15 protein-coding genes and 3 pseudogenes are annotated in these 16,189 nt (G+C 56.5%); 5 read left to right on the top strand and 13 right to left on the bottom strand.

Features of this window, described 5'->3' with window-relative positions; all coding sequences use genetic code 11:
* Nucleotides 1-391 precede the first annotated feature (391 nt).
* From J2R80_RS02935 to J2R80_RS43630, 5 genes and pseudogenes are all read right to left on the bottom strand, one after another.
* Nucleotides 392-811 carry a globin domain-containing protein gene (locus tag J2R80_RS02935; RefSeq protein ID WP_253637946.1) on the bottom strand — a complete coding sequence of 140 codons (420 nt, stop codon included), beginning with the start codon at nucleotides 809-811 and terminating at the stop codon, nucleotides 392-394.
* Nucleotides 812-1,202: 391 nt separating this feature from the next.
* Nucleotides 1,203-1,916: a hypothetical protein gene (locus J2R80_RS02930; RefSeq protein ID WP_253637945.1), complete on the bottom strand. Its 714-nt coding sequence runs from the start codon at nucleotides 1,914-1,916 to the stop codon at nucleotides 1,203-1,205.
* A 459-nt stretch (nucleotides 1,917-2,375) separates the two neighbouring features.
* Entirely contained in the window at nucleotides 2,376-2,720 is a 345-nt protein-coding gene (locus J2R80_RS02925; protein ID WP_253637944.1) for a hypothetical protein, read from the bottom strand.
* A 15-nt stretch (nucleotides 2,721-2,735) separates the two neighbouring features.
* Nucleotides 2,736-2,858, bottom strand: a pseudogene (locus J2R80_RS43635) (GIY-YIG nuclease family protein); the annotation flags it as partial.
* Nucleotides 2,846-2,998, bottom strand: a pseudogene (locus tag J2R80_RS43630) (GIY-YIG nuclease family protein); the annotation flags it as partial. The pseudogenes J2R80_RS43630 and J2R80_RS43635, both read right to left, overlap by 13 nt.
* 17 nt (nucleotides 2,999-3,015) lie before the next feature.
* Here J2R80_RS43630 and J2R80_RS02920 point away from each other — a divergent pair.
* The 4 genes from J2R80_RS02920 (at nucleotide 3,016) to J2R80_RS02905 (ending at nucleotide 5,543) form a co-directional block, all read left to right on the top strand.
* Complete coding sequence (locus tag J2R80_RS02920; RefSeq protein WP_253637943.1) at nucleotides 3,016-3,303, top strand: hypothetical protein; 288 nt, start codon at nucleotides 3,016-3,018, stop codon at nucleotides 3,301-3,303.
* A 534-nt stretch (nucleotides 3,304-3,837) separates the two neighbouring features.
* Nucleotides 3,838-4,080: a hypothetical protein gene (locus J2R80_RS02915; RefSeq protein WP_253637942.1), complete on the top strand. Its 243-nt coding sequence runs from the start codon at nucleotides 3,838-3,840 to the stop codon at nucleotides 4,078-4,080.
* 664 nt (nucleotides 4,081-4,744) lie between these two features.
* Entirely contained in the window at nucleotides 4,745-4,954 is a 210-nt protein-coding gene (locus J2R80_RS02910) for a hypothetical protein (protein WP_253637941.1), read from the top strand.
* A 214-nt stretch (nucleotides 4,955-5,168) separates the two neighbouring features.
* On the top strand, nucleotides 5,169-5,543 hold the full coding sequence (locus tag J2R80_RS02905; protein WP_253637940.1) for a hypothetical protein: 375 nt from the start codon (nucleotides 5,169-5,171) through the stop codon (nucleotides 5,541-5,543).
* A 75-nt stretch (nucleotides 5,544-5,618) separates the two neighbouring features.
* On the opposite strand, the gene J2R80_RS02900 is transcribed toward J2R80_RS02905, so the two are convergent.
* From J2R80_RS02900 to J2R80_RS02870, 7 genes are all read right to left on the bottom strand, one after another.
* Nucleotides 5,619-6,561, bottom strand: a protein-coding gene (locus J2R80_RS02900; protein ID WP_253637939.1) for an IS630 family transposase whose coding sequence is annotated in 2 segments (ribosomal slippage) — nucleotides 5,619-6,221 and nucleotides 6,223-6,561 — 942 coding nt in all. Because the reading frame shifts where the segments join, the coding sequence is not laid out codon by codon here.
* Nucleotides 6,518-7,156, bottom strand: a complete 639-nt coding sequence (locus tag J2R80_RS02895; protein ID WP_253637938.1) for a hypothetical protein — start codon at nucleotides 7,154-7,156, stop codon at nucleotides 6,518-6,520. The genes J2R80_RS02900 and J2R80_RS02895 overlap by 44 nt, the downstream gene beginning before the upstream one ends.
* A gap of 470 nt (nucleotides 7,157-7,626) precedes the next feature.
* Nucleotides 7,627-8,871, bottom strand: coding sequence for an ATP-grasp domain-containing protein (locus J2R80_RS02890; RefSeq protein ID WP_253637937.1), 1,245 nt, complete (start codon nucleotides 8,869-8,871; stop codon nucleotides 7,627-7,629).
* Between the two features lie 30 nt (nucleotides 8,872-8,901).
* Nucleotides 8,902-10,239, bottom strand: a complete 1,338-nt coding sequence (locus J2R80_RS02885; protein ID WP_253637936.1) for a hypothetical protein — start codon at nucleotides 10,237-10,239, stop codon at nucleotides 8,902-8,904.
* A gap of 268 nt (nucleotides 10,240-10,507) precedes the next feature.
* The gene (locus tag J2R80_RS02880) at nucleotides 10,508-11,395 is read right to left on the bottom strand and encodes an agmatinase family protein (RefSeq protein WP_253637935.1); all 888 of its coding nucleotides are present in this window, start codon (nucleotides 11,393-11,395) and stop codon (nucleotides 10,508-10,510) included.
* Nucleotides 11,396-11,469: 74 nt separating this feature from the next.
* On the bottom strand, nucleotides 11,470-12,672 hold the full coding sequence (locus J2R80_RS02875; RefSeq protein ID WP_253637934.1) for a radical SAM protein: 1,203 nt from the start codon (nucleotides 12,670-12,672) through the stop codon (nucleotides 11,470-11,472).
* A gap of 143 nt (nucleotides 12,673-12,815) precedes the next feature.
* A complete protein-coding gene (locus tag J2R80_RS02870) occupies nucleotides 12,816-12,971 on the bottom strand; it encodes a hypothetical protein (protein ID WP_253637933.1) in 156 nt (51 codons plus the stop codon).
* Nucleotides 12,972-13,389: 418 nt separating this feature from the next.
* On the opposite strand from J2R80_RS02870, the pseudogene J2R80_RS02865 reads away from it, so the two are divergent.
* Nucleotides 13,390-13,662, top strand: a pseudogene (locus tag J2R80_RS02865) (transposase); the annotation flags it as partial.
* Between the two features lie 913 nt (nucleotides 13,663-14,575).
* Here the strand turns inward: J2R80_RS02865 and J2R80_RS02860 are convergent.
* Nucleotides 14,576-16,147: an IS66 family transposase gene (locus J2R80_RS02860; RefSeq protein ID WP_253637932.1), complete on the bottom strand. Its 1,572-nt coding sequence runs from the start codon at nucleotides 16,145-16,147 to the stop codon at nucleotides 14,576-14,578.
* Nucleotides 16,148-16,189 lie beyond the last annotated feature (42 nt).

The raw sequence follows: 16,189 nt of genomic DNA, 5'->3' as shown, positions 1-16,189 counted from the left end.
TTGGAGACTTTGCAATTCAGCGGATCGCGGAATGTCGGCTCAAGAGCACGAGCACCGGTGGCACCCACGGCGCGCCTTTCCGTGGTAGACGAGAGGATGCGCATGATTGGATAGCTCAGAAACACCTTTAGCAGTGTCAGGCTCTCCGAGCGGGGGCGGATTCTGCCCTCGGGGCGTCGGCCGGCCCGGCCGACACCGTTCACTCGCCGTCTCGCCGATCAGCCACCGCGAACCCCATTCACATGCCAAATTCGACGGCGGATCGAGGAAGGGCTTGTCCGAACGGTGTCGAACTGCCCACTCCACAGGTCAGCGTGGTGCTGAGCGTTGTGCGCTGACCTACGTCCTATGGGTGTCCGACGTCACGAACTAGGCCTCTCGCCCGCCATTGTCAAAACGAACGATGCCGGCCAGTCGCGCGCAGCATCTCGTTCTGGGCGGTGGCGTAAAGTGTTTGCCAGGACTCTCTCAGCTCAGGGGTGAAAGAAGCGCCGAATTTGCACTCAAAGCTCCACATCAACGCCTCGCCCATTGCAACAAAGTGCGATGGCTGAACGCCAAGTCTGGCGTGCTTGTGACCGGAAATCGCGATCAGCGATTGGAACATCGGTCTTTCGTCGAGCGAGGCGACCAGCGCCGTGATCATATCCAGCACCTTCATCCGCTGCTTCTCAGTATCGTCGCCGAACATTTGTCTTGCATCAGGAGCTAGTTCGACGAATCTGTTGTAGCACAGGTCAGCGAGGTCGCGGCGGATCGGCCACATCGCGTCAAATGACGTCCTGATAAGGTCGAGCTGCTCCGGCGTCATTGGTCAGACGAGCAGGCTCGTAAAGAATGGTCTTGTAATCTCTTCCGCTGAGAGCTCCCTCTCATCTGAAGTGGCGACGGAGACAAACTGGTGTTTGCAGTTCCAGCAGCGCCAAAGATCTTGAGCTTCATTCGCGGAGACGCGCTCGTGCCACTCGAGGGTGACTAATCCAGAACCACAGCGAACGCATTCTTTGTCATGCACTGTTGAGATTGGAAGCATGTGAAACCTCATTTCTTACACACAAGCGACGCGTACGGCAGAAGAGCAAGCGTTGGTGAGCCGCCTACGTCGCAGTTCGATCCCGTAGGCGACATGATCGCGGACTTAATTGGCGCTCGCTCGCGTTCGTCTCAGTGGTTCGCGAAGAAGGGAGTTTGAACTGCACAGATTACGTCCACCAGTATTCCCAATGCGAGTGGTTATCGATCCTCACTGTGAAGTCGTTGCCCAGGCAGTTCTGCAAAGCCGCTAGGAAAGCAGAAATTGCAGCTGGCACGGCGGCTCCGCAGGTAGCAAAAGCCGCAATGATGGCGGCAATTAGTCCCGCGGCCGCTGCCCGAGCTACGCAATCTTTTATCTTTTGCTCATCCGGTCCCTCCACCACGAACTCAAGCTCGTGGTGGAGTTTTTTCATTTCGAGGTGTGGCCATGGATCAAACTTTGTGCGTCCCGTCGGCTGAAAGCTATCGTCGAAACTTGCGATAATTTGTCGATGGATCGCGGGCACGAGATCGCGGGCAGCCTGTGCGTTTGCTGCGGACGCAAGCAGCGTCGCTGCGACGGGCGCAACGTTAGCTGTGATATTGTTGCTGGCAGAATGAACACGAACACCCATGCACCAAGCTGGATAGGGAACGATAATTTCAGCGGCAACAGGCAGGATGACTTGTCCAACGGCTTCTGTCGGCTCATCACCAATGAAGTCGAAATCCCAGATGCCGTCTGCGGGAGGAGCGATATAATCTCGAGGAGATAATCGAATGTGAGACCATCCAGTGGTCGGGACATCGCCCAGGGCAACGACGACAAGTTGTTCCTTGAGTGGACCGGGCAACTGAATCAGGTTTGCTGATACCGCAGTAACGGTCCGAACTCTAGCCATGTCAATTCTCCAAAATAGTGGCAGCGGTAGCCGGCTTGACCGACAAACGTGCCGCCGGTCGTCTCATTGCATTTAATACCAAGGGGGGTGTGAAGACTAAACTAGCGGCGGTGACCAGGGCTCAGCGCTGGTGTGCTGAGCCTTCACTCCGGTCCATTCATAAGCCGGAATGATCATCGGAGCCGCTTTGGCATAAGGTGGTGGCCAGATCTGTGAAGAAAGAGGCTGTCGGCGCGATAAGGGCAGCTGTGCCAGCAGGGTGTTCATCATGCGGCTCGACCCCCGATGGTTGATGGATGAGGTCCGCATACGGGCCGACAAATTTGTCCCCGACGCTGAAGTCAGAGACTATTTCATTCGCGAGGCCGCGAAGCGGCTCGAAGCCCTCATGAGCTAAGCGTTTCCCCAGGGCTTCCTTGTTGCAGTCGCGCCACGCTGCCGTCGATCCGATGAGCGCCGCTACTCTTCGCTCTGCTTATCTTCTCTCAACTCCGAGAGCGTCTTCCCGTCATATTTCCAATAGTCCGGCCCAGCAATGGCAGTCCAGCCAAAGCCCTTTTCATGCGCAATCTGGAGAGCCGAACTAGACAAGCTTTGCTCTTGTCCTCTGAACTCCACCCACCGCTCGCCTTTGACTGTGCACGTTATGTTTTCATCAAATACCGACTGGAGAATTGTCCCCGGTGCTAGCCCGACCGTTGCGAAGCTAAAATTGGCTCTCCGTTTCTTGGCCTCGCCCAGCGCTTCCTTATCTCCCGGCTCGGTGAAGAGTTCGGTGCCAGGCGTAACAACCTTGAGGCACAACAGCTCAATGATGGCTTTGGGACGATCAGGCGATAGCTTGAAAAATTCGCGGCTTGGCCGGACCCGGTGATCACCAAAGGCGGGGTGTATCGCCTTCTCGGCTTTGCTGCGTCCGCGACTTCCGCTGCATAGAAGCACTCGAAAGGAAGCGGAATGGACGTATTATCTAGCTGCTTAATCCTCTCCGCAATGTCACCATTCGTGATGCCTATCTTGATCAGCCCCGGCATTGCTTCATTTGTGAGAACATAAATGACCTCTGGTCCAATCCTGCACAATCCAGCATTGCGGCATTATGGGCGCGGCGTCTGTCGCGATCAACGGAAACCTTCATGCGCAAGTGCCCTCACAGGAGCGTAGATCGGATAACCTTTTTTGTTTTTTTGCATCGGAGACAAAAGCCAATGCGTCGGTCAAACCCGGCGACCCGCGCCAGTTCATTGGTCTTGTGATTGGCATGTTGGCGGACGGACAGCTTGAGTTCGGCCGCAATGCAGTCATCGCAGATCGCGGCCGGCGCGCGACGCTTGATGAGATCGCTCACATCCTCCAGAACGGTCATAGCAATCCCACCGATGGTTAGATGATCCCGCGCTCGGCTGCCATGCGGCGGGTGCTGACTTCGAGATACAGGTGGCCTGCACGGATGGCTTGTTCATGCAGCCGGGCAGGATCAGCTAGCAGCCGTTGGAGCCGCGCCCTACGCCACGTCTCCACGCGGCGGAGCCGCGACAGCACAGAGGGCCGCTCTTGAACGCTGACCCGCTTTTTCCTCGTCACTTCGGCCGCTCCCTTTGAGGTTGTAAGCCTAGCTCAACGTGCGGCACAGAGGGAAGAGGTTCCCGGAATGCTACGGGATCGAGTGAGATCAATGGTCTCGTGCCCCTGAGCCGCGCGGGGTCGGTACCTACACGAGCCGATAGGTGCCTGAACTGTAACGCCATGTCAGGTTGCGAAACGCGGTGTGCGCACTCTCCGTTCAGTGCCGCGCGGCGGTGCGTCATTTTGATGGGGCTGGCCTCGCTCGCCATCATAGTAGTCGCAATGCTTATGCAATGAGGTGCAGACACCAGCCGACCTCGCGTTCCCGGAGCGCAGCAAGATGGGTGGTTGGATAGTGACCGTCGCCATCAAGAAAGACGGCGAGGAAGAGTACCGGCATATAACTTACGCGGTTGCGGTCGTTGACCAGATCGAAGCCGTGCAACTGGCTATTGAAGACAGCGATGCTAATGCCGCAATGGTCAACTGTCCGATTGAAGAAGAGCTGTTACAACAGCTCGACGTGAGGCCCGGTGAGCTAATCGTTGTGCACGATGACGAGATTGATCCGATCACGTCACAGCCTCGGCGTCATTAGGTGCACGTCTGTTTCTGTACGGCTACGTCAAGTTGACGACATGCATGTCTGGAAGCGCGCGAGGAGTACACTAGCGCATGCGAAAGACGGACGCTTTGCCCTCTCGTCGTTCTCTTTCCATCTGGCGCACGGGTTGCTCAGCCGGGTATGGCTTGGTGCTCATTGATTGGAACCTCCTTAGGCCCAAGCTTCTCGACCGGAAACTTCGTGCGGGCGATCCGTCTGCAGCCCCGCCCGCACGCTTTTCCGTCGCGTCGGCCTCAGAGATTGCGCTCTGTCGATTTCCGCGCTGTTTGTCTTCACTCCTGCATAGTGACCGTCTGGCATGCGGGTTGCTGAGAGGCTTGTTGGCTTGGCTGTCAATCTTCACGCAACCCCAGACAGACCAGGCTTGGCGTAGCAAACTCCGCGCGGGTGGTTCCTCCAGACGCCCGCGTCTTTTTGCAGCCGCAGACCGCAAGGTCTTCGGCGACAGGGCTTTGCGGAGATCTTTCCATGACCCCTGAAGAGGTTTTGGAGAACGCGAGAGCGTCGCTCAAAGAAAGGGTCCGAAGGGAAGGCGGAAACGAGCGTCGCACTTGCCGCGATTGCGAAGCTTATGGCGGCTAGGCCGTCACCAAAGCCGCCTCCAAACCGGAGTTCTCGTCATAAGGAGCATGCTGCGATGGACAGGCTCAAATTCATTCCGGCTTTCGAGGCGGCAATTCGCTCTGCGGATCCCGAGAAGCTCGCCGCACTTCGGGAGACCATCCGCCAGCGCGGAAACCCTGACGAGTTCGCGCTGACGACCGCAGAACTGATACACAAACATCCACTCACGCTTTTTTGGTTGATCAAGATCATCTCCGAGGCTGCGCATGAGGACCGCCCATGAGCATCAACCCGGCTCGAAACCATACCATTCTCATCGCCGACGCGGCGGTATCCGTCGTCAATGTGGCTTGCACAGCATGGCGGCTATATGTGCGGGCAAACAGAACCGAAGACATCGACCAAGAGAGGTGCGCGCAATGGCCTACCCCATCCGTCTTCGATGGCCTGATGCGCTCAGAGCAACTACGCCGTGATGATTAAGGTGGTCCGTCGCCATGTCGCCGCTCATCGTTATAGTCGCTTCGACGCAACTGAGCGTTTTAGCCACGATCAACATCACCGCTCAGCCCTCACAAAGCATAGACGAGTGCCGGAAGATGGGTGAGGCAGCGATCAAAGCCGCGACTGCGACGCCCGGCTCTTCCGCTTCCTATGTCTGCCACGACACTACCCTCCAGCAGGGATTATCCGGCGCGTTAGGCGTGGTTACCTACCAGAAAGAAGATGGTGGAATAACGATCCTAGAGGGATACATGGCGACACTATCGGACTGCAAGGTTGCTGGAATGATAGCAGCCGGCAGCAAAGTTGTTCCCGGCACAACGGCTTGGGCGTGGGCCTGCTACGATCTCGACAGCTTTGGAGGGTGAAGCGATCAACGTTCTAGTCTTCTCGCACTTCATCTACGACAACTTTTTGCTAGAGCATTTTCCACATGATGTGGATCATCTGGTGTATCCAGCATGCCTAAAGTAGTTGGCACACATCTGCGGCGCAAACGACTTGACGAGTTTGCCGATGAGTTTGAGCAGGGCTTGGGCCGTGCGGGTGGCGCCTTTGCGCAGCGCAGCTTTCAACCGGGAGAAGGCCTGTTCGATTGGATTGAGGTCGGGCGAGTAGGCCGGCAGATAACGCACGCGGGCGCCGACAGCCTCGATCGCCTCGCGGACACCGGCGATCTTGTGAGTGCGCAAGTTGTCCATGAAGACGATGTCGCCCTTGCGCAAGGTCGGCGCCAGGACTTGCTCGACATAAGCCAGGAACGAGGGCCCATCCATTGCACCGTCGATGACATAGGGCGCCGTGAGGCCATCGATGCGCAGCGCGGCGACAAGCGTCAGCGTCTTCCAGTGACCATGGGGCACGCCAGAGACGAGGCGCTCACCGCGAGGAGAGCGCCCATAGTGCCGGACCATCTTCGTCGTGACCGCAGTCTCGTCGATAAAGATGAGGCGCGGTGCACGCAGCTTGGGCTGCTCGGCTTTCAGCGCGGCACGCTCGGCAGCGACGTCAGGTCGATCCTGCTCGGCGGCGTGCAGTGTTTTTTTTGAAGGTGATGCTGTGACGGTCGAAGAAACGCCAGATCGAACCGATGCCGGCCTTTTGCTTTCTCTGAGAGCGCAGACGCGCGCGGATCTCCTCGAGCGTCAGGTCCGGCTCCGCGGCGATCAGCTCGATCAGCCACTGCTTGTGCTGCTCCAACGGCGAGCGGCTGTGCCCGGTGCCGGGCTTGGCCTCAACGTTTCCGGTCTTCCTCCAACGATCCATCCATCGGATCGTAGTCGAAGCGCCGAGATTGAGAATGCGCGCAGCCTCACGTGCGCTTTCGCCGGACTCAACAAGCTCAACCGCACGCACCCTGAGGTCCTTGGAGTATCCCTTCGCCATCGCATGCCCCGCATGTTGCCGCGGGCAACACCGAATCTGATTTGCGTGCCCGTGGGAATCCCCTTTGACTGTTCCGATTCACCTCAACTGGAACCCGCTCTAGCACCTCGGATTCAATGCGGAATAGAGCTTTTCCGAACTGATCTTCGCTTGCCGTGAATGTCCGCGAGATTTCCCTTTCGAGGTCTCGCTTCGATCCGGATTGGGCTTGGAGCGCTTTAATCAGATTGCTTTTGCATTCCTCGATGTCCTCGTGCAGGCTGATATACTCTTGCTTAAGCTTTGCGTTTATGAGCAAGGTCGAGGTCTTCTCGTTATTCCCAAAAACCTCGTCATAGGGCCGTACAACCAGGACAGCGTCCGCAGAAAGGGCTGTGCCGTCAATGGTAACGGTCCGCTTTGTGGTCCGGGCGGGGAATATTCGGTCTTTCGATGACTGGCCTTCCGCAATGTCCTGGAAAGTTGTTGCCAGCGACGATTTCATTGCTCCATTGGGCGCGTAAATCGCGAACGCTCTGGCTTTTTTGAAGTCGAAGTCGGCTTTGAGCTGTTTGATTCCGTAGCAGTTCTCGAGGTCTATGCTGATTTTAGGCATGCGCGCTCCGTCGGTTCGCGGTACATGGTAAGGCCAATGCTTGGTTGAGCCGAGGGCGTCGCTCTATTTATCCACGAGGATCGACACAGCCTCTTCGGCCGGGCAGCCGTAAACTAGTTTATGCTGGCTGTAGTTCGCGAGTCGGGGCAGAGTTTCGCGCCCTGAGTAATATGCCTTTCGACGGGATTGATAGCATTGAAATCGATCATGGTATATGTGGCAGCGCGAAGTGATTGCGCCATCTGACCTCGCAGCGTGACCGCCTGAAAACCGGAACGGAACTCTCGGCTATTTGCCCTTTCTCATTGCGACGAGTGATTGCACGAGCAGTTGCGAGAAGATGGAGTTCTATCGAAATTCGAAGGAGCTGTTTTTGGGCGTGGGGAAGTTGGTTTGTATCCAGGCCATGTCATCATACTGGTCGCGATCGTCGTGACCCGCCCCGGGCGTAGCCTTGCATCTCGATGGCACTAGATCGAATCTATATGCAGCCTTGCGCGCTTGAATGCCGCTCTGACGCGTGCTTCAGCCTCAGTCGCTGTCCGGCCGATCGATAAAATTTCTGCAACGTAGTCGCGGTTACTGCTCGGTGGATGTACGTATTCCCCTGGTTTAGCCACCGGAGAAACCCTCGTAATTCCCGGCATGCAGAGAAGTTCATCAGCATTTTCTATGCCGCGAAAGATCCCCGAAACAGCTGCAAACACAAAATGAACAGCGGCGCCGCTGTTTCGGAGAGGAGCCCAATGAGAACTATTACCTAAAGCCGCATCTAGAACCGCGCGTACCGCACTTCGGCCGGTTGCCATCTCGATAAGATGGCTGCCGATCTTGCCACCTGCGAGCCTGGGATTGATTTCTATTATGCGAACCTCGTTGTCGCATACTCGGCATTCAGTGTGCGCGGCGCCGTGGTCGAGTTTTAAAGCGGCTAGCGCCCGCCGGGTCGCTGCGATCGCCGCTGCTGCCTCCGGCCCCTGATAAGGAAAGCTATGCCCCGCCTCGATGAAGTGATTCCGCTCGATACCGACCATCTCTTTAGTGGTAACACCTATTATTTGGCAGCGTCCACTAGGATACTGGATCGTTTCGACGCTGAACTCGGTACCCGAACAAAATGCCTCAAGTAGGGCGCCCCTGGGCATCAGTTGGCCAGCAGCATTGTGCGACCATGAAAGCGCAATCGCCAGATATTCCTCAAGCTGACGTTGATTATTGATAAGTCTCACACCGCAGCCATCATTTTCTTCCTGAGGTTTTATCACAAGCGGGAAGCCAAGCCGGGCTGCGCCCCAAATGGCGTCGTCTCGGCTTTCTGCGAGAAAGAACGGCAAATTGTGCTCGGGTGCATGCTCTGCGAGAGCTATTCGCATGCGGTGCTTGTTCCGAGCGGAGAGCGCGGCCTCATAGCTGAGCCCTGGGAGGTTCAACAGTCGAGCAGCAAGCGCTGCTTGAGGAACGTACATATCCGCTGTTGTGGTGACGGCGGCCACATTGAGAGATTGGCTCTGTTGCCGCACAGTGTTCAAAACCTCAAATGGGTTATTCGTGTCGCAGACCAAGGTGCTGTCGACAAAAGTCGACACCTCCGGCCCATACCTTGCCGGCTCGCGCGTGAGCAGAATCACATGTAAGCCTTCGGCGTGCGCGAGTTGGCTGGCGTATGCTCCCGCTCCCGTCGTGCTCGCCTCCACGAATATAATTGCGCGGCCCATGTTCCCTCCGCAACCACTGGGAATGCGGCTCTACTGATCCAGCTTCGGATCGATGAAGAACGTGTGATACTGCAGCGTAACAACCTGGCGCTCAAGAGCCGCAGCTACCAAAGTCAAGCGGCCCTGGAAGCTCAGCTGTGCAGTTGCGATTGATACGATACCCCCGTTGTGGGGCCAGGGCCGCGCCACGAAATCCCGCATCCGGTGGAAGAAGATCGCTCCTTCGGCAAACTGCGGTAATTCCGACAGGGCGATCGTGAAGGGGTTTTCGCTTATGCTCGAGAGGGAAATGTGGGATGGGCATTCTAGGCCGATGCGTTCCATCGTGGTGCCACATCGATCACACTCTTCCCTTTCGACAGGCAGCAATTGTGACGCCAGCGGGTGATAACAGGTAACGTAACTTACTCCGCCGCAGCGTTTGCAAACGGCTCGAACTGCATCTCCCCTGCGACAATGAGCGGCGTATCGCAACTGAATCCATCCTTCCTTCCTGATGGAACTGGTAAGAATCTCGAATAGCGCGGCGCGCATCTTGCTTGATCGTTCAGTCAGATCCTGAATAGCTGTGCTCAGCTCGGTCGCCGCAAGCGCTCCAATCCGTGTCGCGTAGTCAATGCATCCGGCGCGGCTCGTCAAACGGAGTAAACGCATATAGGAGGCCGCCAGTCGGCTCTGAGGCAGCCAATGCAAAAGGGTGTCTGCGAACCGTTCAAGCCAGGCGATATCGTCAACGAGATCAGCAATAATGGCGCGCTCGGTGTTGGTAACGCCTACACTCGGAGCGGGAACCTGAGGCGAACTCAAGTTGGCGGGATAATTAATAGACGGGTCTCCTAGAAGCTGGAAAGCGCAGCCTGTACGCTCCAATTTGTCGGCCTGCATATTTAAATTGTTCACGATTTGGCCAAGCGGCTGTCCTGCAAGCAAGGCCCGAGCAAAGGTCTCACCGTATTGTGGCAGTATGTGCAGATTTCTAAAGCTACCGATCACTGCGGAGCCAGCTGCGAAAAGCGTTCTGGCTAGTGAATATTGTTGCGGGACGCAGGAATCGCCAAGCCGCATGGAAGAACAACAATTCAGAAACACTGCTGCTGCCAGTTGAAAGCGCGCCAGAATAACAGGGGCGTTTAAGAACGATGTTTCGAACGTGCTAAGCCATTTCGATCCGAGTTGGACACAATGCTCCGCCCCGTGACCGGTAAGAACCATCCCTGCAGGTCTTGGCCGTTTGTCGTCAGTTAGATGTGCCAGAAGATCGTCGATACGAAACTCCGCCGTGCCATCTCTCCGATACTCTCTAGCGACCTCCCCATCGAATGCCTCACAAACTGAACTGTCGCCATCAATCGAGTAACTTCGATCCAAGTCACAATGATCAGATGCCAAGTACAGCCCGCAGCCTCGCATTGAATCTTGACACGCCCATTCAGCTAGAGATCTAGACGTGGCGACGGTAAGCTGCGGCCATGTTCCGCAAAAAGTGAGCGAAGACGCTCGGCATGATGCCAGGAATCTCTCTAAGGCAGTTGCGTCCTGAATAATCGTCAACGGACGTGTAGGAAATCGCCGAGCTGCGAATTCAGCAGCTCGCGAGGAAGCCAGAATGAGATGTGCGGGCATGGTATCAACGATCTCAGTCGATAGCCTTCCGCGGAGCGTTTATCTCTCTTCGAATTACACCGGCCATAAAGCTAAGGGCGATCTGCGCCGCTAGCTTGGATGTCATATCGTCGCGATCCAGCGGCGGGCTTACCTCCGTAATGTCGAGAGCAAGCAAATTCCCTCCGGTAGCAAGTTCAAATACTGCATCGAGTACTTCGTAAGCTAAAAATCCTCCAGGGTTCGGCACGCTTGTTCCCGGTGCATGAGCGTGATCGACAGCATCAATGTCGACCGACAAATACACTCCATCCGTTCCGTCGCTGACGTGCTTGAGAGCGTAGCGAACAGCGGTCTCCCACCCAATTTTTCTGATATCGTAAGGTGTCAGGACAAGCGTTCCGTTTGTTTCCGCCAACCGCATGTACTCTTCCGAATAAATCGGAGCGTTGATCCCAAGCTGTACAACCTTGTGGTAATCGATGACATCCGAAATGGTTCTCATCCAGTGGCCCGAATGTTCTTTTCCCGGGGTGGGAAGCCGCATATCGAAGTGAGCATCTAGAACGACTAGTCCGAGCTTGCCATCACGCAACCGATCCAGGACGCCTCTGATTGCAGGGTCGGTGATGGAATGATCCCCACCTAGAATAATCGGCCGAACGTGTCTTGGCACGTCAGAAACAGATGCTCGGATGTTCCTGTAGGTCTGTTCTAGCGAATGCACGACGTCTACAGGTTTGCACCTCACAAACGTAGCGTCAGAGAGCGAAACTCGCTTATCGACGCAATAAGTGCTAGTGGCGTCGAGCGCATGCAGGATCTTTTCGGGTCCAAAACGACAACCCGGGCGGTGGCTGACGGCATAATCAAAAGGCACACTAATGAACGCAAATGCAGGTTCATTACGGACCTGCTTCATGTCGTCCGTCCAACGATCCCGAATCCAAGGCACTGTCGAATCGACTACGACAGGCAGGTGCTCGCGCGAGACACTCATGACGAACCAATGATCGTACCGTCGGAGCGAGGCGCGCTGCCTTCGGTAGTTGTCGCTCGCTCAAGGCCACGCTTCACCACCTCATCTCCTCCGTGACTCGATTCAAAGTGTCTATAGAATTCCAGCTTACGTTCCAAGCCTGATGAGGCGACGGTATCCCACACCCGCTCCCTCAAGAGGCAGAAACCGTCCTGCTCCGGCTTACGGATATGCCTCGCGAATGTTGCGTTCCAAATTGCTTTCAGGCCGTCACATTTTGTGTGACCGAGAAAGCGTCCTAATCCGTTGCAATCGTAGACCTCTCCGAAGAGGTTCACGAACAACCCAACGTTGACTTGACGGCAGCGGTATCCTCCAGTCATTGGTCGACAGGGATGATACGAGAGGCCGAATTCCTCTTCGTCAATTTTTCGTATCTCGTTGATCATGCGATCGGCCCGCTCTCTCTCGATGAGCACGGAAGATCGATCTGCGCGGCCCTCAGGAATCAATGGGACGATATAGTTGTGAACGTTGTTGAGCCGGCACCAACGATGAAGGGCACAGACTTCCGCAAAATCACCAGTTTCATTAAACTGCGGCGTCACCACAACGTCGATTGCTACTCGCGTGGGAACTGAGCGGTTGAACCCGCGCTCGAGCAACCTTTGCAGAGCAGCATTAGCCTTGGCACCGTATCCTTGTACCCCCACCATTTTGTCCTGTACAGCCGCATCGTGGGAGTTGTGTTTAACGAACACCGTTGCTCCTAGCTGAAATAGGCGCTCCACGGCCTCGCCATCTAAATGGTATCCGCTGGTAAATACGACAGGCGTCATGCCATGCTGATGCGCGCTCGCCACGATTTGCCAAAAGTCGGGATCGACCATCGGCTCCCCTGCGCCTGGAAATTCTACTGTTGTGGCGCCCAACGCGTGCGCCTGGGCGATTAAGTCAAGGCGTTCGGCAGTGCGTAGTTCAAGGCGATCGGGCATATCGCTATATCGATCAGAAGTGCGATCACAATAAAAGCATTTGAGTTCGCATTCGCCAGTCAGGTCTAGGTCAAGATGCAGCATGCGGTTATGCAAACGTGCATCCTGCACGAGATTCCGCGTGTAGTCGGTGCCTGCAGCCCAAAGGTTTTCGATCCGCGTTCGCGCAGCCAGGATATGAGGGAGTTGCCGAGCAAGCTGGATATCCGTAGCAACAAATGACATGCTCCCTCGCAAAAGGTCGAAATGGATGCCTAGCTAGTAGACCGTCAATAAAAACATCATCGATAAATCGCCTGGAAATACGCGCCAGGGCTGAGCCCTTCTGCCCAGCCCTGGCGGCGAATCCGCGTGAATGTACATGCGATCTATACTTGGACCGCGGCGAGTAGCTGCGCGATTCTTTCCAGCTTCTCATTCACAACCGTAGGCTGCGTTGCTTTCTTGGCCTCCGCGACCTCGCGAATTGCCTCCTTGAGGGCTTCGGCTTCCTGGCCCGGTCCATACGTCGACTGTTGCGTCATGCTCGGCTCCTTGTCTTGAGTGTGAAGGATACTTCATTCGCACGCCCTAAGCTTATTACCAGCGGCCAAATGTCTGTTTAGCCGTCAAACCCGACGTGCGTATCGAACCGCACCCTATTAGCGCCATCGGTATGCGCGTTTTAACAGGCCGCAAAGCATTTGCGTCACACAGCAGCATGTTGTCGCCTCCTTGTCCTGGTAGGGGCGCATTCCTTAGTTGAATGTCTCGTTGCCAAGCGCCTCCGCACATCCAGAGCGCGAACGTATGCGCCTCTGGCCCCGAATAGTTCGATCCCAGTTTTCATCACTGAAGTGCCTGTCGAAGGAGACGTGGCCTGAGAGGCTGACCGGAAATTAAAGTTGGGTGATTTCAGTAGGTTGTGATTCTTCGAGGTGTTCGAAGCCATCGGAGAATCAGATGACCTGGACCGAAATCACCCGCGTTCAGCATGACAGAGGCAAGCTGCGCTACGCAAGCTATTGCACGGATGCGGAATGGGCGCTGATCGAACTGTTGATGCCGGAGCCAAGCAAGGTCGGTCGGCCGCGCAAGACCTGCCTGCGGTCGGTGTGGGATGCGATCCAGTACATTGCGACGACGGGATGCCAATGGGCGCTTTTGCCGAAGGACTTTCCTCCGTTCACGACGGGGCAGTACTATTTTTATGGTCGGCGCGACAGCGGCGCGCTGCGGCGATCTGATAAAGATCGAGAAGCGAAGCAAAGGGAGAGGTCGTGCGGGGAATGCTGCGGAGAGAAAACCGAGCAATGCGCTGAGAGGATTGAGTATTCCGCTTCCCCCTCCCTAGACCGGAGGCATAGAGACGGTCTAAAGGGGTGTCTCTAGAGATGTGTCTAGGGTAAGAGCCGCCTATGTCGCCTTTGCGCTTGGCCAATTCGGCTCAAACTCATTCTTATATCTTTGTTTGTCTGCCTGCGTGTGGATCGGAGAAGCTCGTCACTCTATCGGGGAAGGATTCGTTTCCATCTCAGATGGTGTAGATGTAGACGCATCCCTTGAGGCATCCGCTGTCGAAACAGCCGCCGCGCGTGGAGTTTCGGCAGTAGTGGTCGTTGCAAACGTATCTCGCTCTGCTTCTTCAGGAAGCTCCATAACGGACTCTCTAGGCGTGCCGCGCACCCCAAGAGCGGTATATTCGTCGGAAGTGATCTTGAACTCATGCACATTTCCTCGCGCGTCGTGACAGACTGTCCACGACTGTTCGCCGAGAAGCAGCGCAGGCTCCGTACTTGAAGAAGCCGCGCCTTCCAAGTGCCCCGACGGGGTATCGTAAAGTGGACCCGTATAGGATTGCATGCAGTGGAGCTGAACTTCGACGAGTCCGTTGGATTGCGCAGGAGTTTGAAGTGTTGCTTGTGAGGCCGCGTCAGCAGATTGCGCAGGAGCAGCAGGAGTTTCCGGTGCGGCAGTGTCGATAACATTCGTTTCATTAGAGACTGTAGATGTAGAGGCCCCTTCGACTTGAGGATTCAACAGAGTATCTATAGTCGAAGAAACGTAAGCGCGATTTTCCCCGCACGTCGACGCTGGCGGTTTGGCGGTTTTTGATGGATTGCCCCAGTATCGGGCGATACCGGGCCGTTCAGGCAGTTGCGGCTTTGTGGAAGTTGAAGGGCAGCAGGTCGGTAATATCGGCGTCGTCCGCGCGCTGAGGCAATTCGGTGAGGACGTGGCGCAACCACGCTAACGGCTCGACACGTGAGGCGCGGCAGGTCAGCATCAGGCTGTAGACGACGGCACTGGCCTTGGCTCCGTCGACGGTGTCGCTGAACAGCCAGCTTTTTCGGCCAGTTGCAAAAACCCTGATGTCGCGTTCCAGAAGATTGTTGTCGATCGGCATGCTGCCGTCCCCGGTGTAGCGCGTCAGATAATCCCACTGGTTCAGTGTATAGGACACGGCGTCGCCGAGCTTGCTGTCAGGCAGGACCTTCGGGGCCATGTCATCGAGCCATACCTTGAGGGCGTTCAGGACGGGAATGCTGTGTTGCTGGCGGAAGCGGCGAATGCAGTCGGCCTGTGTTTCACCGTTCTCCGGTTTCTTGTCCCGCACCTGCCTTTCAACCCGGTAGAGCTGTTCGAAGAACCGGAGCGCCTGTTCCGGCGGCCCGCCACCCTTCCTTCTCGCTTTGAGTGCATCGACAAAGCGCCGCCGGGAGTGGGCCATGCATCCAATGTGGGTGGCCCCTTCCAGCGTGCGCCATGCGGTATAGCCGTCACTCATCACGATGCCACGGTAATCGCCGAGGAAGGTCTGCGGGTGGATTTGGCCGCGGCCCGGCTGATAATCCAGAAGAACGATCGGCTCGCGACTGCCCTTGCCGCAGCGATAAGCCCACATGTACGATGTGCTGGTGGCCTCTTTGTCCTTCTCCTTGAGGACCTGAACCGTCGTCTCGTCGCCATGGATGAGAGGTTGTGATCTGAGCCGCAGCTTCAGGGCGTCGTAGATGCGATACAGATGCTTTTCGCTCGAGCCGATCACCCAGTGGCCCAAAGCGCCGCGGCTGACAGGAACACCTGCGCGTTCGAAGGCCTGCGCCAGGCGGTAGAGCGGCGTGCCGTCGACATATTTGTGAACCAGCGCGAACGCCAGCGTCGAGGCCGTGGCAACGCTACCCGGCAACGGCTGCGTCGGCATCGGCGCGGTCACGACAGGGGCGTTGATCCCGGTGCGATCGCAATGGCGGCAGGCATATTTGAAGCGCACATTCTGTAAAACCTTCGCCTTCACCTCGATATGAAGTTGCTCGGTGACAGCCTCGCCCATGCGATGCATCTGGCCACGGCAGCAAGGACACGCCTTCTGATCGTCGGGCAGGTCATACTCGACGCGCTCACGCGGCAGGTTCGCCGGCAGCGGCCTGCGGCCGCGCTTCTTTCCCGTCGTGCTTTCGACCGATGGCAGACCCGTGTCCGGAAGTTCGGCGGTATCGTTCGTTTCGCTGCCGGCGTCATCCTCATCGGCGGCCTGCTCGGCTTCATTGAAGAGACGGTCGACGTGCTTTTCGCTGCGTGGCGCAAAACGATGCAGGCGTGCCAGCGCCAGTTCTTCCTCGAGCTTGACGACGCGGTCGGCGAGCTGACGGTTCTCCGCCTGCAGCGCAGCAATGCGCGCCAACAGCACTTCAACACTCGGATCGCCGGTTCGATTCATCGGATTCTTGAATCTGAACCGTACCGACGCGTCAACCGCTCA

The sequence above is a fragment of the Bradyrhizobium sp. USDA 4541 genome, from assembly GCF_024171085.1.
Classification (GTDB): domain Bacteria; phylum Pseudomonadota; class Alphaproteobacteria; order Rhizobiales; family Xanthobacteraceae; genus Bradyrhizobium; species Bradyrhizobium australafricanum.
The sequence above is the reverse complement of the archived record's forward strand: the minus strand, read 5'-3'. Positions and strand labels throughout refer to the sequence as shown.